General features: G+C 42.5%; 21 protein-coding genes. 20 read left to right on the forward strand and 1 reads right to left on the reverse strand.

Annotation, left to right across the window (positions count from 1 at the left end; translation table 11 throughout):
• The first annotated feature begins 266 nt into the window (after positions 1-266).
• The 16 genes from UJ203_RS14400 (at position 267) to UJ203_RS14475 (ending at position 18,496) form a co-directional block, all read left to right on the forward strand.
• Complete coding sequence (locus UJ203_RS14400) at positions 267-560, forward strand: WXG100 family type VII secretion target (protein ID WP_003220661.1); 294 nt, start codon at positions 267-269, stop codon at positions 558-560.
• A gap of 69 nt (positions 561-629) precedes the next feature.
• A complete protein-coding gene (yukD, locus tag UJ203_RS14405) occupies positions 630-869 on the forward strand; it encodes an ESX secretion system protein YukD (protein ID WP_322011774.1) in 240 nt (79 codons plus the stop codon).
• 14 nt (positions 870-883) lie between these two features.
• Complete coding sequence (gene essB, locus UJ203_RS14410) at positions 884-2,239, forward strand: type VII secretion protein EssB (RefSeq protein ID WP_322011777.1); 1,356 nt, start codon at positions 884-886, stop codon at positions 2,237-2,239.
• A 60-nt stretch (positions 2,240-2,299) separates the two neighbouring features.
• A complete protein-coding gene (essC, locus tag UJ203_RS14415; protein ID WP_322011779.1) occupies positions 2,300-6,787 on the forward strand; it encodes a type VII secretion protein EssC in 4,488 nt (1,495 codons plus the stop codon).
• A complete protein-coding gene (gene esaA / locus UJ203_RS14420) occupies positions 6,784-9,972 on the forward strand; it encodes a type VII secretion protein EsaA (protein WP_322011782.1) in 3,189 nt (1,062 codons plus the stop codon). The genes essC and esaA overlap by 4 nt, the downstream gene beginning before the upstream one ends.
• A gap of 31 nt (positions 9,973-10,003) precedes the next feature.
• Positions 10,004-10,456, forward strand: coding sequence for a type VII secretion protein EssA (essA, locus tag UJ203_RS14425; RefSeq protein WP_082687825.1), 453 nt, complete (start codon positions 10,004-10,006; stop codon positions 10,454-10,456).
• Positions 10,457-10,519: 63 nt separating this feature from the next.
• Complete coding sequence (locus UJ203_RS14430; protein ID WP_322011784.1) at positions 10,520-11,251, forward strand: (S)-benzoin forming benzil reductase; 732 nt, start codon at positions 10,520-10,522, stop codon at positions 11,249-11,251.
• Positions 11,252-11,449: 198 nt separating this feature from the next.
• Positions 11,450-11,980 (forward strand): HD domain-containing protein, encoded by a 531-nt coding sequence (locus UJ203_RS14435; RefSeq protein ID WP_105991645.1) that lies wholly within the window; start codon positions 11,450-11,452, stop codon positions 11,978-11,980.
• 185 nt (positions 11,981-12,165) lie between these two features.
• Entirely contained in the window at positions 12,166-12,402 is a 237-nt protein-coding gene (locus UJ203_RS14440) for a YuzF family protein (protein ID WP_010331703.1), read from the forward strand.
• Between the two features lie 414 nt (positions 12,403-12,816).
• Entirely contained in the window at positions 12,817-13,926 is a 1,110-nt protein-coding gene (locus UJ203_RS14445) for an AI-2E family transporter (protein WP_024122690.1), read from the forward strand.
• Between the two features lie 59 nt (positions 13,927-13,985).
• Positions 13,986-14,207, forward strand: coding sequence for a spore germination protein (locus UJ203_RS14450; RefSeq protein ID WP_044158952.1), 222 nt, complete (start codon positions 13,986-13,988; stop codon positions 14,205-14,207).
• A gap of 73 nt (positions 14,208-14,280) precedes the next feature.
• Complete coding sequence (locus UJ203_RS14455; protein WP_024122689.1) at positions 14,281-14,529, forward strand: YueH family protein; 249 nt, start codon at positions 14,281-14,283, stop codon at positions 14,527-14,529.
• Between the two features lie 70 nt (positions 14,530-14,599).
• Positions 14,600-14,998: a YueI family protein gene (locus UJ203_RS14460; protein WP_105955479.1), complete on the forward strand. Its 399-nt coding sequence runs from the start codon at positions 14,600-14,602 to the stop codon at positions 14,996-14,998.
• Positions 14,999-15,094: 96 nt separating this feature from the next.
• The gene (locus UJ203_RS14465; RefSeq protein ID WP_322011789.1) at positions 15,095-15,646 is read left to right on the forward strand and encodes an isochorismatase family cysteine hydrolase; all 552 of its coding nucleotides are present in this window, start codon (positions 15,095-15,097) and stop codon (positions 15,644-15,646) included.
• A gap of 15 nt (positions 15,647-15,661) precedes the next feature.
• Positions 15,662-17,131: a nicotinate phosphoribosyltransferase gene (locus UJ203_RS14470; protein WP_024122686.1), complete on the forward strand. Its 1,470-nt coding sequence runs from the start codon at positions 15,662-15,664 to the stop codon at positions 17,129-17,131.
• A 135-nt stretch (positions 17,132-17,266) separates the two neighbouring features.
• The gene (locus tag UJ203_RS14475) at positions 17,267-18,496 is read left to right on the forward strand and encodes an EAL and HDOD domain-containing protein (RefSeq protein ID WP_044158949.1); all 1,230 of its coding nucleotides are present in this window, start codon (positions 17,267-17,269) and stop codon (positions 18,494-18,496) included.
• Here UJ203_RS14475 and UJ203_RS14480 read toward each other — a convergent pair.
• Positions 18,472-18,840, reverse strand: a complete 369-nt coding sequence (locus UJ203_RS14480; RefSeq protein WP_322011794.1) for a hypothetical protein — start codon at positions 18,838-18,840, stop codon at positions 18,472-18,474. The genes UJ203_RS14475 and UJ203_RS14480 overlap by 25 nt on opposite strands.
• A gap of 460 nt (positions 18,841-19,300) precedes the next feature.
• On the opposite strand from UJ203_RS14480, the gene degQ reads away from it, so the two are divergent.
• The 4 genes from degQ (at position 19,301) to UJ203_RS14500 (ending at position 22,967) form a co-directional block, all read left to right on the forward strand.
• Positions 19,301-19,441 (forward strand): degradation enzyme regulation protein DegQ, encoded by a 141-nt coding sequence (gene degQ / locus UJ203_RS14485; protein WP_024122683.1) that lies wholly within the window; start codon positions 19,301-19,303, stop codon positions 19,439-19,441.
• 184 nt (positions 19,442-19,625) lie between these two features.
• Positions 19,626-20,486 carry a polyprenyl synthetase family protein gene (locus UJ203_RS14490; RefSeq protein WP_305934763.1) on the forward strand — a complete coding sequence of 287 codons (861 nt, stop codon included), beginning with the start codon at positions 19,626-19,628 and terminating at the stop codon, positions 20,484-20,486.
• Between the two features lie 23 nt (positions 20,487-20,509).
• Positions 20,510-20,662, forward strand: coding sequence for a competence pheromone ComX (locus tag UJ203_RS14495; RefSeq protein ID WP_282459461.1), 153 nt, complete (start codon positions 20,510-20,512; stop codon positions 20,660-20,662).
• A gap of 7 nt (positions 20,663-20,669) precedes the next feature.
• The gene (locus UJ203_RS14500; protein WP_305934764.1) at positions 20,670-22,967 is read left to right on the forward strand and encodes a histidine kinase; all 2,298 of its coding nucleotides are present in this window, start codon (positions 20,670-20,672) and stop codon (positions 22,965-22,967) included.
• The last annotated feature ends 80 nt before the right edge of the window (positions 22,968-23,047 follow it).

The raw sequence follows: 23,047 nt of genomic DNA on the forward strand, positions 1-23,047 counted from the left end.
TTCTGAAAGGTTTTTTTTGGGAGTTAGAGAATCATTTGGGTCTTTTGGATTATTTGAAGAAGGCGGAGTGGATTGAGAAAATAAACCTACTTGTTTAACAAAATATGTAATTTTTAAGAGACGAGAGGTAAACCATTGGACTCATTTTGTAAAATTAAAACATATTTGTTTGACTGTACCGAAAAACTGTTTTTATAATAATTACGTTCTAAAAATAAGTGAATTAGCCCATATTTAGGCTGATGGCACAGGAGGTAATGAGGAATATGGCAGGATTAATTCGTGTCACACCCGAAGAGCTAAGAGCGATGGCGAAGCAATATGGCGTTGAAAGCCAAGAAGTATTAAATCAGGTTGATCGTTTAAACCGTATGATCTCTGATTTAAAAAGCATGTGGGAAGGTGCTTCTAGCGAAGCGTTCGCAGATCAATACGAGCAGCTCAAACCTTCATTTATCAAAATGTCAGATTTGCTTCAAGATGTAAACCAGCAGCTTGATCAAACAGCAAATACTCTTGAGTCTACTGACCAAGACATCGCAAATCAAATCCGCGGATAACAGTATGAAAGGGAAGGAGCGCCTGATTCACCAGAAGACGGCGCTCTTTCTATGTAAGGGTGAATGAACATGTATATTGATATTACGATAGATTTGAAACATTATAACGGAAGTGTCTTCGATCTCAGATTGTCAGATTACCACCCGGTGAAAAAAGTCATTGACATCGCTTGGCAGGCCCAAAGCGTTTCCAAACCTCCGCGCGAAGGGCACTGGATCAGAGTGGTCAATAAGGATACGGTGTTTTCCGGAGAATGCAAGCTATCTGATTGCGGCATTACAAGCGGAGACCGGCTTGAAATATTATGAAAGGATCTGGTTGAATGTCAGGTGAACAAACATCATATTTAGAAAACCAATTAGAAGCTGCTTCTCAGAAAACGGAAGACGGCTATACATTTACCTTTCAACGGGAAAAAATAAAGCTTCTGGACGGTCTCGAAGCGAACGTGATCAAGGATGTAAATCCATCTTTTCATAAAGAGATCGATGTGACGGAAGACGAAGTGATCATCACAATCCAACCTCCTCCCTCCTATAAAGAATTTCGCTTGATAAAAGCTAAAGATAAAAAAAGCAAATGGCAGTTTGCCTATCAGCTTGTTCAGGCTGTACAGCAGCACAAGTTATCAAGGCTGCATTTGATTGTGGCTCCGGAAAATATTGTATTCGATAAAGGACTGACCCCGTATTTTCTTCATTACGGCGTAAAAGAAAGCATTCCGCCTTACGAGCATGATGAGGAAAGAGTCTGGCAGGAGCTGAAAGCCGCAGCGGCTTTGGCAGTCGACGGCGCTTTTGCATTTGAGGACTATTTGAAATTCAATGAAACGCTGACATTCTCTCCGGAGGCAAAAGCGATATTGGACGCGAAGTCCTATGATGAACTGCTCGAGCTGATTCAGACACATATCGATGAGCTCGAAGCCAAAGCAAAAACATACATACATATCCCGAAAAAGAAATGGAACATCCAAAGATATATCGGCGTGGGACTCATTGTGTTGCTTGTGCCGGCTCTGATTTATTCAATGTATGCCTTATTTTTCGCGCAGCCGAAGCATCAGGCGATTGTGGAAAGCAACCGCGCTTTCTTGAACAAGCAGTACAGCGGGGTCATCAACACGCTGGCTAAATATGATGCGGAAAGCCTGCCTGAATCAGTGCAGTATCAGCTTGCAATGTCTTATGTTGAGGTTGAAAAATTAGGCGACACTCAAAAGAAACAAATTGAAAATAATCTGGTCACGCTGCAATCAGATCCACAGCACTTTCTTTATTGGATTAATATAGGGAGAGGCGAGAATAAAGAAGCCATTAGTATCGGAAGAAAGCTGGAGTATAACCCGTATATAGGGCTGGGGCTGATCCGATATAAGGCTGAGATATTAGCAGATGACAGTATGAAAGATGATGAAAAGCAAAAAGAATTGGATACGGTACAAAGCGAGATCGACCAAATTACCAAACAAATGAAAGAACAAAAAGAAGAAGCGATAACAGACACGGCAGAAACTGATACAGCCAGCCAAGCCGCTGAAGAACAATCAGATAAAGAAAAGCAGCAAGCTGAAGAGAAAGCGGCAGAAGAAAAGGCCGCAGCCGAGGAAAAAGCGAAAAAAGAAGAACAAGAGAAAAAAGAGAAAGAAAAGAAAGATGAGAAAAAAGATGACAAATAAAGTGAAACATGAAGTTCAGGTCATCGCACGCCGTATCTCGGCCGTTAGGGGGTTCGCCATTTGAGTCTATTATGGGTTTTCTATCAGCAAAACGTCCAAAAACTAAAACTGTCTGATCTCCCGGCGTCCCAGCCGGTGACCATAGGGCCTGATGTGAAGGATTCCATTACGATCGGCACCATTCCGTTTGAGAACGGGGTAATTTCTCTTCAGAGGAAGGAATCCGGCGGCCAGTACGATGTTTTCCTGGGAAATGATTGCCTGGGCAGTCTTGAAACTGATACATCATTTTCTCTTCAAACGGATCAGCAGAATATACGTCTGTTTTTAATTGCCGGCAAACCTGAAAAATCCGTTTATTTTACAGGAAACAGAGACGAAATGACATGTTCCTCAGAAAAGACAGGTGCAGATATCTATCTGAACCCGAATGATTTTGCTTTTGCGGAGCAAAGCACATTTTCATTACTGCATATCGGCGAGAAATGGTCGATTCTCCCAAAAAGCGGGAATGTGTTCTTGAACGGAGAGAAGGTAATAGGTGCTGCACCGCTCAAGCCGGGGGATGAAATATTCTGGAACTTTACGCAAATGAGAGTAACTGAACAAGACCTCTTAGAAATCGTTCATTATACACCGCTTGAAACAGTGTTAACCAAAACCGTCAAACCAAGCACAGAAATGCAGAAGAAATATCCGCAGTACAGAAGAACGCCGCGGATGGTGTACGATTTGCCAGATGACCGTGTGTCCTTCAGTTTTCCCTCTCAGGAGAGCGATCAAACCAATAGAGGGCTGTGGCTCGTCATCCTGCCTCCGCTTGTGATGCTGATCGTGATGGGCGTTGTCGCCATCATCCAGCCGCGAGGCATATTTATACTCGTTTCTCTGGCGATGTTTATGATGACCCTTATTACCTCGACCGTTCAATATTTCCGGGATAAAAACCAGCGGAAAAAACGCGAGGAAAAGCGGGAGCGCGTGTATAAGCTTTACCTAGATAATAAGAGAAAAGAGCTTCAGGCGCTTGCTGAAAAGCAAAAGCAGGTTCTTGACTTTCATTTTCCTTCTTTTGAACAAATGAAATACTTAACAAGTGAAATCAGTGACCGAATTTGGGAAAAATCGCTCGAAAGCAAGGATTATCTCCAGGTTCGGCTCGGGACCGGAACAGTTCCTGCAAGCTATGAAATCAATATGAGCGGCGGAGACTTGGCGAACCGTGATATTGATGACCTCATGGAGAAATCGCAGCACATGCAGCGTGTCTATAAGGACATTCGCAATGCGCCGGTTACGGTCGATTTGGCGGAGGGGCCGATGGGCCTTGTCGGGAAATCGCAGATTGTTAAGAATGAGATTCACCAGCTGATCGGCCAGCTTTCGTTTTTCAACAGCTATCACGATTTGCGCTTCGTCTTTATTTTTCATGAAGAGGAGTATAAAGAATGGGAGTGGATGAAGTGGCTTCCGCAATTTCAAATGCCCCATATTTATGCGAAAGGCTTTATTTATAATGAACAAACGCGTGACCAGCTCCTGTCCTCACTTTATGAATTGATCAGAGAGCGCGATCTCGAAGATGACAAAGAAAAACTGCAGTTTAAACCGCATTTTGTATTTGTCATAACGAATCAGCAGCTGATTTCAGAGCACGTCATTCTCGAATATTTAGAAGGGCAGCATGAGCAGCTGGGCATCTCTACAATTGTCGCCGCGGAAACAAAGGAAAGTTTATCAGAAAACATTACGACCCTTGTCCGCTATATCAACGAAACTGAAGGCGACATTTTAATACAAAAGAAAAAAGCAGTAAGAATTCCGTTCCGGCTCGATCATCATCAGCGCGAGGACAACGAACGGTTTTCACGCACGCTTCGCACGCTGAATCACCAGGTGGGCATTACGAACTCCATTCCGGAAATGGTCTCGTTCCTGGAGCTTTTCCATGCGAAGGAAGTAAAAGAAATCGGAATCCAGCAAAGGTGGCTGACGAGTGAATCGTCGAAGTCGCTGTCGGTGCCGATCGGCTATAAAGGGAAGGATGACATTGTGCATCTGAACCTTCACGAAAAAGCCCACGGGCCGCACGGTTTGCTAGCGGGGACAACAGGTTCGGGGAAAAGTGAATTTCTCCAGACCTACATCTTGTCACTTGCGGTGCATTTTCACCCGCATGAGGCGGCTTTCTTATTAATTGACTATAAAGGCGGAGGAATGGCGCAGCCGTTCCGCAATATTCCCCACCTGCTCGGCACGATCACCAATATTGAAGGCAGCCAAAACTTCAGTATGCGTGCGCTCGCTTCGATTAAAAGCGAGCTGAAAAAAAGGCAGCGTCTGTTTGATCAATATCAAGTCAATCACATCAATGACTATACAAAGCTGTACAAGCAGGGGAAAGCAGAAGTAGCAATGCCGCACTTATTCTTAATTTCAGATGAATTTGCAGAGCTGAAAAGCGAAGAGCCCGATTTTATCAGAGAGCTTGTCAGTGCCGCACGTATCGGCCGAAGCCTTGGCGTACATTTGATTTTGGCGACACAGAAGCCGGGCGGTATCATCGACGACCAAATCTGGAGTAACTCACGATTTAAAGTAGCGCTTAAAGTTCAGGATGCCACCGATAGTAAAGAGATTTTGAAAAACAGCGATGCCGCGAACATCACGGTTACCGGACGCGGTTATTTGCAGGTCGGAAACAATGAAGTGTACGAGCTGTTCCAATCCGCCTGGAGCGGGGCCCCTTACTTAGAGGAAGTTTACGGAACAGAGGATGAAATCGCGATTGTCACGGATACCGGCCTGATACCGCTTTCTGAGGTCGACACGGAAGAAATGGCGAAAAAAGAGGTTCAGTCAGAAATCGAAGCAGTGGTTGACGAAATCGAACGCATTCAAGAGGAAATGGGAATCGAGAAGCTGCCGAGCCCTTGGCTGCCGCCGCTTGCGGAACGTATCCCGCGCACCCTTTTCCCATCAGAAGAAAAGGACCATTTCCACTTTGCCTATGTTGATGAACCTGATCTGCAAAGACAGGCGCCGATTGCTTATAAAATGATGGAAGACGGAAATATCGGCATTTTCGGCTCCTCAGGCTATGGAAAATCGATAGCAGCGGCAACATTCCTGATGAGTTTTGCAGACGTCTACACGCCTGAAGAGCTTCATGTCTATATCTTTGATTTCGGGAACGGAACGCTCCTGCCATTAGCGAAGCTGCCGCACACGGCGGATTACTTCCTGATGGATCAGTCGAGAAAAATTGAAAAGTTCATGATCCGGATCAAAGAGGAAATCGACCGCCGAAAACGTCTGTTCCGTGAAAAAGAAATCAGCCATATCAAAATGTACAATGCGCTGAGCGAAGAAGAGCTTCCATTCATTTTCATCACAATCGACAACTTTGATATCGTCAAGGATGAGATGCATGAGCTTGAATCGGAATTTGTCCAGCTTTCCAGAGACGGACAAAGCTTGGGGATTTACTTTATGCTGACGGCAACGCGCGTAAATGCTGTCCGCCAGTCGCTCTTGAACAACCTGAAAACAAAGGTTGTCCATTATCTGATGGATCAATCTGAGGGATATTCGATTTACGGACGGCCGAAGTTCAGCCTTGAGCCGATCCCGGGGCGCGTGATCATTCAAAAAGAAGAGCTTTATTTCGCCCAAATGTTCCTGCCTGTTGAAGCAGAGGATGATATCGGCATGTTCAACGAGCTGAAAGCTGAAGTGCAGGTTCTTCAGGATCGCTATGCTTCACTTCAGCAGCCGGCTCCGATTCCGATGCTGCCGGAAAGCCTGTCGACGAGAGAGTTTTCTCTCCGCTTCAAGCTGGAACGCAAGCCTTTATCTGTGCCGATCGGGCTTCATGAAGAAACCGTCAGCCCGGTGTACTTTGACTTGGCTAAGCACAAGCATTGTCTGATATTAGGGCAGACACAGCGAGGAAAAACAAACGTCTTAAAAGTGATGCTTGAGCATCTGCTTGATGATGAAACGGAAATGATTGGTTTGTTTGACTCGATCGACCGCGGTTTATCCAAATATGCAAAAGAAACAGATGTCGCATATATGGAAACAAAAGATGATATTGAGCAGTGGATTGAAACAGCAGAAGACATTTTTAAAACAAGAGAAGCAATGTATGTAGAAGCTGTTCGCCAGGGAGACGCACAAAGCCTGCGATTCTCTCAAGTGGTTCTGATGATTGACGGAATTACGAGATTCCAGCAGACGATCGATACGAGAATTCAAGACCGCTTGGCGAACTTTATGAAATCTTACGCGCATCTTGGCTTCAGCTTTATTCCGGCAGGCAATCACAGTGAGTTCTCCAAAGGCTATGATTCCCTGACGACTGAGATGAAGCAAATCAGACACGCAATCCTGCTGATGAAAAAATCTGAACAAAATGTCATTCCTCTTCCGTACCAAAGACAGGAGCCGGAGATTCAGCCGGGCTTCGGATATGTTGTGGAAAACGGGAAGGAGCAAAAAGTTCAAATTCCTTTATGTTCTGCTGAAAGGGAGAGTGCTAGATGACAGAACAACGAAAAAACTTGATCAAGTTAATATCCGCCGTCATCATTATTTTGCTGCTGCCGGTTTTGTTTTTCCGGTTCATCGGGGAAGATCCGGCGAAAAAAGCAGCCAATTCCACGCGGCAAATCGCAGTGGTGAATGAAGACACAGGCGTATTGAGTGATGAGGTGAAAGCGGACGATGAAGATGATCAATCCGCCCAGTTCGGTAAGGAAGTAGCTGCCGTTCTGGGGGAACGTCCTGATTATTCTTGGACGGTCGTGAACCGAAGTGCAGCCGAAACAGGCCTGAAATCGAAAAAATACGATGCGATTGTCTACATTCCCTCAGATTTCTCAAAAAATATTTTGAGCTATGACAAAGAGCGTCCTCAAAAAGCCACGCTTGAGTTCAGCATTCAAGATAACCTGAATGCGGTCAACAAAGAAAAAGTGCAGCGTGAGCTTGAAGATGCCCAGAAAACAATGAACAAAAAAATGTCGGCCTTATATTGGAACTTTGTCTCACAAAAAGTGGACAATATCAGAGGAGAGTTTGACAAGATCGTCAATAAAGAATCTGAATTCCAAAATGTCATGTACAATTTCTACAAACCAAGCTCTAACGATTTGGCAGGTGAAATCAAACGCCAGAAAGACCTAATCGATGAGCTGAAGAAATCAATGAATGAAGCCCAAGGCACGACAAAAGAAAAAGCTTCGACAGCGGAGGAAGCAAAAAACACGCTGAAAGACTTCGTTGATACAGTTGAACGATACAAAGAATATCAAGAAAATCAAAAAAAGCTGCTATTGGCAGCTCAGGATTCAACTCAGCAGCAAATCCAGACAGGATTGGATGCCATTTCCGCACAGCAAAAGGCCAATCAGTTCAGCGAACGCATGAGCGGACTGGCAACTGGGATCAGCCAAGTGAAAACTCAGCTTGGACAAACCAGCACAGTTCTGGCAGGCGCCCAGCAAATCAGGGAAGGCCAAGTGCCTCAGCAGGAATTTGGTATGGCGAAGATACAAAGCGATTTAATTAATCAATACCAGGTCGCATCAAGACAGACAGCATTAAACCAGGTTTATAAACTTTTAATTGAAACACGTGAATATCTCACTGATGAGCCACCCCCAGATAATTCATCTAATGGGGATAACCAAGATAACTCAAACGATAAAGACCCAAAAGAAGAGCCTGAAGAACTGAAAATTGATCTGGAAAAACAGCGTGAAGAATTGAAAATCATCGCTGCTGACATTCAGGATATTTCAAACAATCTGAAGGAGCCTGAAAAAGAGGACGCGAAGCCAGAGGACCCGGGAACAGACAAACCATCGACTGAAAACCCAAACAACCCCGATGACGGAAGTAACACAAATCCCAATGATACAAAGGGAGACACCGGGACTGACGGACAAACGGACGGCAATAATCAGGATCAAGACCAGCAGCAGGGAACAGACGGTCAGGAGCAGAACGGAGATGCCTCCAATGGTGAGTCAGACAGCGGACAAACCGAAACGGGCACATCTGCCAAACAGACTGCTTCATCTGACTCAGCCCTTCAATTTATCCAGCTGGCAAACGAAGACGAAGGCACGACTCAGCCTGGAAATGAAGATCAACCAGGAAACGACGACATTTCTGATATCGCAAAAGCGAAAGAACAGCTCAGCAAAGCGTCAGAACGAATTAAGCAAATCGAAGAAGAGCTCAAAGAAAAAGAAACTGCCCATAATGAAGAGTTGAAAAAGAAATTAGAAGAACTAGAAGAGCAAATGGATGGTCTTAATGATGAAATTGAAGACCTGAAAGGCAAAGTGAAAGAGCTAGAAGGTAAACTTGAAAATCTTGAAGCGAAACGGAAGCGAGAACTTGAAGGTATTTATAGAGATATGCATAATGCCATTCAAGAACTTGAAAATAAAGATCAGCTCACATTTACAAATGCAATCTATATAAATAAAGAAAATATAGATACAGCAATGAGATACTATAAATTTCTATCAGTATATGATTCAGTATTATCCGGAACCATAGATAGCACTGCAAAAACTGATGCGATTAACGGCCAGCAGGGCAACGTCAAATCAGTCCTAGCCATCAAACCGGAAGAATCAGCAAGCTGGGAAGATCTCAAAAACAACACGATGCAAACCGATGAAGACATCGACAATTTCATCAATGGCATGACCGAGTTTGCAGACAACTACGGCAGCTTTATCCGTGATTCTCAAGCCGGTGTTCTCGACGAACTGACGAAAATCTCTGAGAGTGCGTCAAAAGCGTCAGAACAGCTTGTAACCGGCGCAGCGCAGGAATCTGCTACGTTCAATAATGATGGCCTGTCAGGCACAATGGCACTGAGCGTGCAAGATACGGTCGGCCAGGAAGTGCTGCAAATGTCAGACGTGATGGGCTCATTATCTGAACGCCAGTCAGGCATTATTGATTACACAACCAACATGCAGCAAAGCGTAAATGATGTGCAGACGAAAGCTGACACATTAAACAACAACTGGGGTAAAAATGTTGCCTCCACGAAGCTTGTACGCAGCGACGTATATGGCATTCTGGGCAACACATTAGTAGATGGCCAAAACAACGGCTATGTATATGATTACTTGGCAAATCCGCTTAAAATTAGCGGTCAGGTTCCGGAAGAAAAAATTCAGACGGTGCCGCCGGTTGTCATCCTGGTTATTATTTTGATCAGCAGTCTGTTAATCGGATATTTCAGCTCGTATTATCAAAATGCGCCGCTGCTCGTCAAAGGAGCGCTTTTCGGAATTCTGAATATCCTTGTCGGCTTGATGATCAGCTTGTTCGGTTTGAATATTTATTCACTGCCGGACGATCAGACGATTAAGTGGTCTGTATTTACGATTTTATTGCTGGTCGCAAGCTCTGCCTTTATCCGGGCGGCATTCCGGTTCGGATCAATTCCTGGATGGGTTGCTTCAGCGGCAATGATTTTATTCTATGTTGCGCCGCTTATTGATTTGATTATGCCGAACTTCATATTTGAAGATCCGGTGTCGAAGGTATATATCGACATCCAGTACGGAACAGGGCATTTGTTTACAATGGGAATATCGGTTCTGCTGATCATTACGTTGATTGCAGCGGCTCTGCCGCTTGTCATTCGCTTGATAGCAGAAAAAACAGCGGAAAGCGATGAAACGTATGAAGCGTAATCGCAGCTTGGAAAAGGGGATCATGATGTGTATGCTCTCCTTTTCCCTTTTCATACCCTCTGCCGCTGCTGCCGAAACCGAAGAAAATACGGATGTCGCGCCAAACCAATATGAAAAGAAAGATATTGAAATCGATACGAATTATTTGCATGAAGATTCTTCCTATGAGGAGAAAACAGAACTGCCTGAGGAGCAAAAGGATATTACCTTTGATAAGCCGAAGGACCGGGACGCCGAGCTGATAAAGGATTTGTTTACATCAACAGATGCCGAGGGCTCCAACACCATCGCGGCTCAATCTAAACAGCTGGGGATTACATTTGCCGAGAAACCGATCACAAAAGCGTCATCAACAGAAATGAAAGAAAAAGGTTCATCTTCACTCCTGCTTCCGATCATCTATATCGTGCTGATTCTGCTCGGGATCGCAGGCATTGTTTTTCTCATACCAAAGGTTATCGTGCAGGAAAATAAAAAGGCATAAGCGCCCGCGCTTGTTTTGCATAAAAGCGGTCCGTACAATAAGAACGGAAGGAGGAGGTTTCCAATGGAACTTTATATCATCACCGGAGCGTCAAAAGGACTGGGGAAAGCCATTGCATTACAGGCTCTGGAAAAAGGCCATGAAGTCCATGCCCTGTCCAGAACAACAACAGATGTTTCTCATGAGAAACTGACACAGCACCAGATCGACCTGATCAATCTCACAGAGGCTGAGCAGCAATTCAAAACATTGCTTTCATCCATCAATCCGGCTGATTATTCAGCCATCACACTGATCAATAATGCTGGAATGGTAACGCCGATCAAACGCGCCGGAGAAGCGTCTCTTGAAGAGCTGCAGCGCCATTATCAGCTTAATCTGACAGCGCCCGTGCTCTTGAGCCAGCTGTTTACAAAACAGTTTGCTGCTTTCAGCGGAAGAAAAACAATCGTAAATATTACCTCTGGCGCGGCCAAAAACCCATACAAGGGGTGGAGCGCGTATTGCAGCTCAAAAGCCGGACTTGATATGTTTACGAGAACGTTCGGATTTGAACAGGAAGACGAAGAACGGCCGGTGAACATGATTTCTTTCTCACCGGGTGTCATGGACACTGACATGCAGGCCGTCATCCGTTCATCATCGAAAAAGGATTTCCACGATATCGAGCGGTTCCGGAAATTGAATGAAACAGGAAGCCTTCGCAGTCCGGCCTTTATTGCCGGCACGCTGCTTTCTTTATTAGAGAAAGGCGCGGAAAACGGGCGCATATATGATATTAAAGAGTTTTTGTAGAGCAGAGTGAATCTGCTCTTTTTTTTATATAAAAAGGCGATAGCTTAAGCATTCCGGAGTTCGGCTGCATATACTGACTGAAACTCTGCTTTTAGGGTATAACAAACATGAAAAGTAAACAAAAATGATATGACATAAGAATTGAGTTTCTCTGCAAATTATGTTAGGATTCTAAAAATATCTAAAGGAGGGGTTTCCATGAGAAAGGTTACATTAATGGATGTCTTCACCCATCCAATTGCACAAAAATATTTACACCGTTCCGGCGTGGCTCATGCGATTGCCTGCGCCTATCATGCATACAGGCTGTCTGTAAAGGCTGATATCAGCCCTGATTTAGCCGCAAAAGCGGCATTGCTGCATGACATCGGCCATTATGAATGGTATACAGACGGAAAATGGGATTATGAGAAATACAGAAGAAATGACATCCATGCCATTAAAGGGGCGGAACGGGCGCATAAGCTCTTGATTCGTCTTGGTGAAGAACCGAAAGCGGCAAAAGAGATTGCCCTTGCCATATTGCTTCATACCGATTCCTATCTGCCTGAAGGTGAACTCGATAAAAATACGCTGCAGCAGATTGTCAAAAAAGCGGACGAACTTGATGAAGAACCTGGCGGCCACCATCATTACCGACAAATTGACGAAGCAACCGCACTGAAAAAAATAGAAAAGCTGGACCGATTAATCGACCAAGCCCAGTCTTCTATAAAAAAGCCTGTATAGGTCCCGCCTGTATTCGGAACAGCGTCCGCTTTCTTCGCTGTCTCCGTTTCATCACCATTTCCTTACACCCGCGTGAATCACACTCCCCAATCGTCTCCGCATCCCCTGGTGTTATCCGGTAAGCCTGTGTCATTATCCTTAACCGTGGCATAAGCTGAGATAAAACATATAAAGGGGATTGAAGTATGGCCAACCAAGGTAGTCCGCAACTGGTCTCATTAGTCGATCCTTATGTCTATCAGACCATCAAAAAGCTCATCGGCTCAAAATTCATTATCCAGACAGTACGAGACACGGTCAGAGGCAGACTGATTGATGTAAAACCGGACCATATCATCATTGAAGCAGCCCGAAATTCTGTTTTTTTAATCAGTATCCAGCACATGGTTTCCGTCACGCCAGATTACAGTGAACGGGTGTAACAGTGCTTGCGCTTGAAAAATAGGCGTACACCGGGACGTCCTATTTTTCAGTTAAGCGCTGTAAAAACGCCCCGTCATAAATTGTGCCGCCAAGATCAAAACCGGAGCGGTTATCTGAAATAAAGCGTGAACAACAACCGAAGTGATACCCGCCCGCATCCTTTACATATAAACGGAGCGCCGCTGCCTCTCAGTCATTCTATCGTTTTGATTCACATCAAGCAGGATAAAATCTAAACGTTAAGCTAGTCCACAAGTACATAAATCAGTGCGGCGTCCCTGCCGTATGTCACAGCCTGCATAATCAACAGTCCATTCACTGATTAAGAGTTCTGATATCAGTTCATTTTTGTTACAATGATGGGGTGCAAGTTCTTTTATCTGATAGACAAAGAAAAACTAGGAGGAACAAGCTTGTTGAAATCAAAAGTCCATTTTTGGACATTGCAAATTTTATTTGTTTTGCTGATTATTTTCGTAGCAACAAAAGTTTCATTTGTGTTTCAGCCGTTCATCGTGTTTATCTCGACATTGTTTTTCCCGATGCTGATTGCCGGAATTCTGTATTTTATTTTTAATCCGGTCGTCCGACTGCTTGAGAAAAAAATGCCGCGGACATTATCGATTCTGCTCATCTATTTAGTATTTATCGGTTTGCTGGCCTTCGTTTCTGCGGCAGTCGGGCCTGTCATTACATCGCAGGTGACCGGGCTGTTTAACAATCTTCCTGAATATATAAAACAGATTCAGGCATTAACAAAAGATTTATCTCACTCTCAGTGGTTTACCTGGATGATGACACAGGATTATGTATCCATATCAAAAATTGAGCAGTCTCTGACAAGCTTTCTCCAAAACCTGCCGCAAAATATTACATCCAGTTTATCGGCGGTGTTTGGTGTCGTGACAAATATCACACTTGTCATTATCACTGTTCCGTTTATCCTCTTTTATATGCTGAAGGATGGACACCGCTTTCCGCACCTGGCAGTCAAAATTCTTCCGGCTTCTTACCGGACAGAAGGTCTAAAGATCTTTAAAGATTTATCCGACACACTCGCTGCGTATTTTCAGGGACAGCTGTTAATCTGTCTTTTTGTAGGGACAGCGTGCTTTATCGGATACTTGATTACCGGGCTGCCATATGCGCTGATTCTTGGAATTGTCATGGCCATTACAAATATCATTCCTTATGTCGGGCCTTTTCTCGGCGCTGCGCCGGCTGTTATTATCGGCTTTATGGATTCACCGGCCAAAGCGCTTTTTGCGATCATTGTGGTTGTGATCGTTCAGCAGCTCGACGGAAATCTGCTTTCTCCGCTCGTTATCGGAAAACGTTTGAATACGCACCCGCTTACCATCATTTTGCTGTTGATTGGAGCAGGAAGCTTCGGCGGCATTCTCGGCATGATTTTAGCTGTGCCGGTGTATGCGGTAGTCAAAGCGTTTTTCCTGAATATCGTGCGGCTGATCAAGCTGCGCCAGCGGTCACGCCTTGAAGAAAACGAACGTCCCGCTGAATAGGCGGGCACCATTGGCTCCTTTCCGCATATGATGCTGTAAATCAGTGCGGAGGTGGGGAAATGCCTGCGATTGTAGGGCCGATATATATTATGTCTATATCAGGTGATGCTGCGGCCAGCTTTGGAGATGTGTTTGCGATTGCGCCGAAAAGCGTCGATCACACAGGTGCTGGGTCTGGCACATTTCAGCTGGGGGATTTTGTGAAGATCAATAACGAATATAGTAAAACAATTTTAAACGATGCCGATATCATTGATGATACCGTTTCGTTTAACGGGTAACAGCCTTTTCTAGAGAGGCTGTTGCTTTTTTATTGTATAATATGGATAGTCTTTTAGTTAGCGAGGTCATGTTATGAAAATCAGAAAAGCAAATATCAGCACACAAACAGGAATGATCACTGATGTATATCTGCATGAAAACAGAAAAGAGCTGCATACGCTAGTAGCCGTTCCGCAGCTGGAGTGGAGCACGATTATTTCATACGAGGAAGAAAAATCATCGCTGCCTGAACGGCTGGAGGCTTCTTTGCGCCGGCATACAGAGGACGAGCCTGCTGGTGAGCTGGCAAAAAAAATCATTCACTGGGTAACGGAAATGTAACAGCCCTTGAAAGTTTAGCCCCCGCAGGATCAGGCGATAATGAAGACAAACAAGACGGGAGGACGAGCTTTTGAGTGATGAAACGCTGGATCTCTATTTACAGCAAGGAATGTACGGGCCGCTGGAAACAAAACCAGATGAGCGCCATTTGTTTTTAGGCTCATTGCGGGAAAGAGTGCTTTTGGCACTGACGAAAGGGCAGGTGCTCAGAAGCAAACCGTATGACGAAGCGGAGCAAGCGTTTAAACGCAATAAAAATATATCTCTTCTTATCAATGGAGAGCTTCAGTATCAGTCTTATTCACCTTATGTAAAAATGGCGAACCGAAACGGAGTGCCTTTTAAAGTCGTATCTGATCTTCAGTTTCATACGCCTTTAGGCCTTGTCATTGCGGCGGACAGTGCGGTAAATCATGAATCTATATATATTCAGGACGACATTTTTAACCGGTCGGTGCTGAAATCTTAAGAGACAAACGGACCGTTTGTCTTTTTATTCATGGCAATTCCCTTACAACGGGAGATAAGATATAATGTTCTCATACTGATGGCGGGGAGGCCGGCTATGAAAAAAGCACTTATTTGTATTGATTATACGAATGATTTTGTGGCGAGTGATGGAAAATTGACCTGCGGGGAGTCCGGCAGAATGATTGAAGAGGCGATCGTCAATTTGACAGAACACTTTATTACAAACGGTGATTACGTCGTATTTGCAGTAGATTCTCACAATGAAGGGGATCAGTATCACCCTGAAACCCGTCTGTTCCCGCCGCATAATATCAAGGGTACGGAAGGAAAAGACCTGTACGGAAAGCTTTTGCCTCTATATCAGAAACATGCACATGATCATAATGTATATTACATGGAAAAAACGAGATATTCTGCTTTTGCGGGTACTGACTTAGAACTGAAACTCAGAGAGCGGCAGATTGACGAGCTGCATTTAGCCGGCGTCTGCACAGATATCTGTGTCTTGCATACAGCGGTTGATGCATACAACAAAGGTTTCCGGATTGTTGTGCATAAACAGGCTGTTGCCAGCTTTAATCAGGAGGGGCATACGTGGGCTCTTTCCCATTTTGCAAACAGCATCGGAGCGCAAGTGGCAGAGTAAGGAAGGGGAAAAACAGTGTTAGAGTACGGTTTTAAAGATGACAGCCTGTCATTACATACAGACCTTTATCAAATCAATATGGCGGAAACTTACTGGAGAGACGGCATTCATGAAAAGAAAGCGATTTTTGAGCTTTTTTTCAGAAAGCTTCCGTTTGAGAATGGCTATGCGGTTTTTGCGGGCTTGGAAAAAGCCATTGAATATCTGGAGAACTTCAAGTTTACCGATAGTGACCTGACTTATTTACGAGATGAGCTTGGCTACCATGAAGATTTTATTGATTATTTGAGCGGTTTATCTTTTACAGGTTCTCTTTATTCCATGAAAGAAGGAGAGCTGGTTTTTAACAATGAGCCGATTATGAGGGTGGAAGCTCCCCTTGTAGAAGCGCAGCTTATTGAAACAGCTTTGCTTAACATTGTGAATTACCAAACATTAATCGCGACAAAAGCAGCGCGCATCAAGGGCGTCATTGGTGACGAAATTGCACTTGAATTCGGAACAAGACGGGCGCATGAAATGGATGCGGCTATGTGGGGAGCGAGAGCAGCGTTAATCGGCGGCTTCAGCGCGACAAGCAATGTAAGAGCCGGAAAGCGCTTTAATATCCCGGTATCAGGCACACATGCCCATGCGCTTGTGCAGGCCTACCGCGATGAATATACAGCATTCAAAAAATACGCGGAAACGCATAAGGATTGCGTCTTCTTAGTCGACACGTATGATACGCTTCGTTCAGGCATGCCGAATGCGATTAAAGTTGCCAAGGAATTCGGAGACCGCATCAACTTCATTGGCATCCGCCTGGATAGCGGCGATTTGGCTTACCTGTCAAAAAAAGCCCGGAAAATGCTTGATGAAGCAGGTTTTACAGACGCGAAAGTCATTGCGTCAAGCGACCTGGATGAGCATACAATTATGAATTTAAAGGCTCAGGGAGCGCGCATAGATGTCTGGGGTGTCGGCACGAAGTTGATTACAGCCTATGACCAGCCGGCTCTCGGCGCGGTTTATAAGCTCGTCTCCATCGAAGAAAATGGAGAAATGGTCGACACGATCAAAATTTCATCCAACCCTGACAAAGTGACGACACCTGGCAGAAAGAAAGTGTACCGGATTATTAATCAGTTAAATCATCATTCTGAAGGAGATTACATTGCGCTTTATGACGAGCAGGTGAATGACCAGAAGCGGCTGAGAATGTTCCACCCGGTTCATACCTTCATCAGCAAATTCGTCACGAATTTCTATGCGAAGGATCTTCACGAGCTGATTTTTGAAAAAGGCATCCTATGCTACCAGAACCCTGAGATTTCTGACATTCAGCAATATGTACAAGACAACCTCAGCCTTCTGTGGGAGGAATATAAGAGAATCAGCAAACCTGAAGAATACCCGGTTGATTTAAGCGAGGACTGCTGGAGCAACAAAATGCAGCGGATCCATGAAGTGAAAAGCAGACTGGAAGAAGAGCTCGAAGAATAAAGCAAACTGGCCTTTCGTTCGCGAAGAGGCCAGTTTTTTTGTGGGAATAATATTTTTCATGTTTAGACAAATTTCGTCAAATTATTTGATATACTTAGGGTGGAAAGCCGCGTGTTTTGTAAGGAGGATAAATCAATGAGGGTGTTTGTTGCAAGACAGCCTATATTTAATAGAAAAGAACAGGTTGTCGCTTATGAACTTTTATATAGAGAGAGCGAAGAAAATGTGTATTCCGCTGCAGACGGCGATCAGGCTACAACAGATTTGGTGATTAACAGCTTTTTAAACATCGGAATCGAGAAGCTGACGGAAGGAAAACGCTGTTTTGTCAATTTCACTGAAAGCCTGATGTTTTCGGATCTCCCCACCTCCTTCAATCCAAAACAGCTTGTGATTGAAATCCTTGAAGATATACCGATCACTCCGGCTCTCGTCTCAAGGTGCAGAGAGCTGAAAAAAATGGGGTATACGCTGGCACTCGATGATTTTTACGCGATAAACCCGAAAAATGAGAAATTATTGGAAAAGCTCATGAGCTATATTGATATATTGAAAGTTGATTTTCTTAAAACCACCCGAATGGAACGCCGAAACATTTTGCAAACCTACAGCTATTGCGGCCTGATTTTTTTAGCTGAGAAAGTAGAAACACGCAAAGAATATGAACAAGCGGCGCAAGATGGCTTTCAGTTATTCCAAGGCTACTTTTTCAGCGAACCGCGCATCATCAGCGGCCATGATCTGTCGACCCATTTTTATTCTTACTATGAATTGCTCAACGAATTAAGCAAAGAGCAGCCTAACATCCAGCGTGTAACTGAGTACATAGAACGCGATTTATCGCTGTCATATCAAATTTTAAAATTCTTAAACTCATCCCATAGCCGCTTAACCCAAAAGATCGACAGCATTAAGCAGGCTATCATGCTTCTTGGGTTTAACGAAATCAAACGGTGGATTTACATCCTTTCCTTTAAGGATTTAAGCAGAAAAGGGAATTCGAGCAAACACGAAATCATAAAAATTTCTTTAATGAGAGCAAAGCTATGTGAACTGTTGGCAAGAAAAACAGCGCGCCCGCAGCCGGCCTCGTATATGCTGATCGGGATGTTTTCTCTCATAGACACCCTTTTGCACAGAGAAATAGAAGAGATTATTCAAGAATTGCCTTTAATAGATGAAGTAGGTCAAGCGTTATTAGGTCATCAAAATGACTATTACCAAATGCTTGAGCTTGTGAAGTTAATCGAAACCAACAATTGGGACACTTGCGGAGAATTAGCAAAAGAATTGGACAAGGAAGAAGCGTACGACTGTTATTTGGAAGCCTTGGAGTGGTGTCATAAGCTCATGGGCGAAAAGTAATTGCGGTCTTCTGACCACCGCAATGCCACGATAATTCGGCTTTGCGTGCTGATCAGGCTGATGTATATGCCATCGGGATTAAAGACCGAATCCACATCATGCCGGACGCCTGTCTGTTTGATCAGACGCTTTACTGTTTGTTTATCTGACTGCTCCGCTGCGGTCATGAGGCGGCGCGGAAGCTCCTGTGACCCCGCAATGCGCCTAAGCACAAGCTGAGCATCAGCGAGCAGCCCAGCGGCATCCTGGGCGGAACGGATAAAGATCTCTGTATTGGCGGCAGGAGCGGGCGGACGGCGTATGGCGTACGGATAGACGTAAAACCAAGGATAAGGATATCTCATGGAAGCACCTCGCAATAAGGGGATATGTCTATATGTATAGATCACTCAGGTGCCGGATATGACAAAGCGAAAAGGCCACAACTTTGCGTTGCGGTCTTTTCGGTGTTTGTCGGTCACGATACGCCAAGAATCGCATATTGAATTTTGAAAAAGCGGCGAGGGGGACTATAGTCTTACATTGTGAAACAGATAAACACAATAAAAACAAGGGAATTAAGAATCTTTCTCAATTTCATCCGAAATCACCGTTTTTCCGCATAGAAAAATAGTCCCGTTCTTATTGTGATTCCTTTGAGCATAAGGACCTATTGATATTTGCGGTGTCACGCAGGATCTTTTTGTATACTTTTCGGTGAAAAATAAGCAGAAACCAGATACACTATTAGTAACAGATCAAATACCTAGGACTCGTTCACCATACACAATTCATTGATCTTTCAAAAAAAGGAGTGTGGAAACGATGGAAAAGAAACTTGAAGAAGTAAAACAATTATTATTCCGACTCGAACTTGATATTAAAGAAACGACAGATTCATTACGAAACATTAACAAAAGCATTGATCAGCTCGATAAATACACATACGCAATGAAAATTTCGTAAAAAAGACTTGGAAACAAGTCTTTTTTTTCGTTCTTCCCGTACAATAAATGGATAAAGTATTATATGATTGTTAAAAAACGAAAAACCTGCTGTCCTTTAAATGTCCCATTTAGTAAAATGGAATGGGAAGGGGGAAGTCGTTATTGAGCAGATGTGTTTAGATACTATCCGGATCAAGGAGAAAATGAAGGATATTGTAAGCCAAAAAATAATGAATCAAGACTTGAATCACTATCTTCAGGATTTTATTGGATCCAAGGATACTTTTGAGTTTGCTGATTTGGCTTTTCATCATTATCTAGCTTTTAACGGTCAGGACAAAAAAGCAATTGAATTGCTAGCTGCCGGAATTGAATTGCTTATACTCTCATTCGATATTTATGATGACTTAGAGGATAAAGATAATAGAAATGCTGTATGGATGAAGATTGACTCGTCTATCGCTTTAAATGCAGTTACAGCTCTTTACACCCTAAGTATTCAGGTTATGTGTCAAGCTAGTCATGAACCAGAATTTTCACAGGAGATATTGAATTTTGCGTTACAGTCTATTCAAGGCCAGCATGATGATATTATGAATGCACCGCAAACGGAAGAAGCCTGTCTTGAAATGATCAAGCATAAATCAGGTGCGCTAACAGCACTGCCCTGTGTTATGGGAGTAATGCTGGCAACCGGCAAATACCATCCCATTGTGGCTTCATATTCTTATGAACTTGGCATTATGTCACAGATTGATAATGATTATAAAGGTTTGTTTTACTTAAATAACGATTTTGTTCAGAAAAAAAATACATTGGCATACTTATACTTAAACAAACAATTTAATGATGCATCAGTTGAGCTTCTAAATTTATATCAAAAACCAGAGGAATTTGTTTCAATGGATACTAAAGCTTTGAAACAAAAATTAACAGAAGCAGGTGTAATACAATATTTGCTGGTGATGAAACATTTATCTCTCCAGAAAATAAAAAAAGAAATGTCACTATTAAAACTAGAAGATGATAAAACTGAAAAATTATTGTCTGTTATGATTAAATAAGGAGGGGATTTATTGTGCAAGAAATGGTAGGATATTTAATTAAATACCCAAATGTTTTAGTGGAAGTAATGGAAGGTAATGCTTGTTTAGTAGGTGTTGATAAAGATCAATCTGAATGTATAATAAATGGTTTTAAAGGATTAGAAATTTATTCAATGCTTGATTGGAAGTACTGAGGGTTAAATGAAGTCTAGAAATAATCAAATTTCTGTAGTGTTAGTTTTATTAAGTCTGATATATGTTATTTATTTGACCTATATAAGCAATAATAATTTATTAGTTGGGGCAACTGTTACTAAAGATAAAAATGGTGACATTGTAATTACGAATGTAGATGAATTTTCAATGGCATCATACAGTGGTATAGAAAAAGGAGATATTGTAAGAAGCATTAATAATAAAAAGATAAATACAAACGAAATAAAAATGAACAAACTGAAAAATGTAAGTTCAATGATTGTAGAGAGAAATGGCCAGAACCATGAGCTGAAGATGACCTTATTTAATGATAAAAATTTTACTACTTACTTAATACCATTAATATTTTATATTGTTTGTTTATTTTGTTGCTTTTTTATATTGAAAATAAATGAATCAAAGAACCTCCTCTCAGCTGTAGTTTTAATTATCTTTCTGTTATCTGCCTCTATTGCTTATATAAGCGCTGGAGGATCTGCTAAGGGAGATATGCTGAGCAGGCTTATAATGGTAGTAACATTAATATCTGTGCCGCTAAACTATCTTCTCTTTCTTTATCAATATTTTAAAGAGTTAGGCACCAAATTATTTGATAAAAAAGTTTTTATTTTATATTTAATTCCGGTCATAAATGTAATATGTGAAATGTTTCGTTCACATCTTTTCTTTCGTGATTATGTTCCTAAATTAAATTTACTTGCTTTTTTCTTTTTGTTTATTATAGTAGGGATTTATTTTTGTATCATTTTAATTAAAAATAAAGATACTGAACAAGCGCATATTATTAAGGTCCTCACTATCATTAATATCTTTTCATTTTCACCTTTTCTGTGTTTATATTTGATACCTTACGTGTTTTTAAATGCACATTATGTTTCTTCTTTTTTAGCGGCTTCATTTATGCTGCTAATACCATTCTCATTGGTATATCAATTCATGACAAATAAAATCTATAATATAGATTTTATTTTAAGCAGATTAAGATATTATGGTTTTTTAGCTTTAACGCCAACAATTATTCTAATCTCTACAATTGAATTAATTAGTAGCCCTGATAATGATTTTTATAGTGTTAAACTAACCTTTTTAATTTATATTATCATGTTGGCGGTCTTTTATTATAAAGAAGTACTTGATTTCAGATTTAGATTAAAAAGAGTCTCGGAAAAATTTAATTATCAAGACAGCATATATAAATTTACACAGCTGATTAGAGATTCAACTTCTTTGACCCAAGTATTTGAGGAACTGAAAACCACCATACTTGAGGTTTCGCTTGTAAGCCGAGCCCATATTTATGAGGTTTCAGCTGATGGAAGTATAAAACTCTATGAAGAGCTTAACCAACATTCATTCGAAAAAGTCTATCAAAAAGAATTTAGAAAAGTAACATCCGAAATAGGGAAAACCGTTGAATTCAATAAAGGCTTTGTCATGAAGATAGGTGAACGCGGCGGTAAATCATTTGTGATTCTTTGTTTATCTAAAATGAATACGCCCCGTCTCACACTTGAAGAACTTTCTTGGCTGAAAACCTTGGCTTTTTATACAAATGTCTCAATCGAAAACGTCATGAAAATTGAAGAGCTGATGAGTCATTTAGAAGAAATAAAACAACAGGAATCAAACCCCGTTTGGCTCAAAAAACTCATGTACACGATCGAAGAAAAACAACGCTCTGATCTCGCCCGCGATCTCCACGATTCCGTTCTTCAGGATCTGATTTCATTAAAACGCCAGTGTGAGCTGTTTTTGGCTGAATTTAAGAAGGATGATGATCCATGCCGTGAAGAGGTGCAGGACAAGCTCGTACAGATGAATGAGCAGATGTCTGATGTGATTTCGATGACGAGGGAGACGTGTCATGAATTGCGGCCGCAGCTTTTGTATGATTTGGGACTGGTGAAGGCGCTGTCTAAGCTGGTGGCGCAGCAGCAGGAGCGGGTTCCGTTTCATATCCGCTTAAATACCGGCAGATTTACGGCGTCGCTTGATTTGGATTCGCAGCTGAATTTGTACCGGATCATTCAAGAGTTTTTATCAAATGCAGTGAAACACTCTCAGGCGACGGAAGTGCTTATCATGCTGATCAGTATTCAGAACAAAATTGTTCTTCATTATGAGGACGATGGTGTCGGATTTGATCTAGAGAAAAATAACGAACATTCCATGAGTATGGGTCTTTCTGGCATTAAGGAGCGAGTCAGGGCTTTAGATGGACGCCTCCGAATCGAAACAAGTGAAGGAAAGGGCTTTAAGGCCGATATTGAAATGGAATTGTAATGGTTTTATAACGTAAACGACTTGGCAGAAGCCAAGTCTTTTTTATAAAATGGAAATGAGTGAGTAAAAGGGAGGAAAAC

It is taken from the genome of Bacillus sp. V26 (assembly GCF_034296245.1).
Lineage (GTDB): Bacteria > Bacillota > Bacilli > Bacillales > Bacillaceae > Bacillus > Bacillus halotolerans.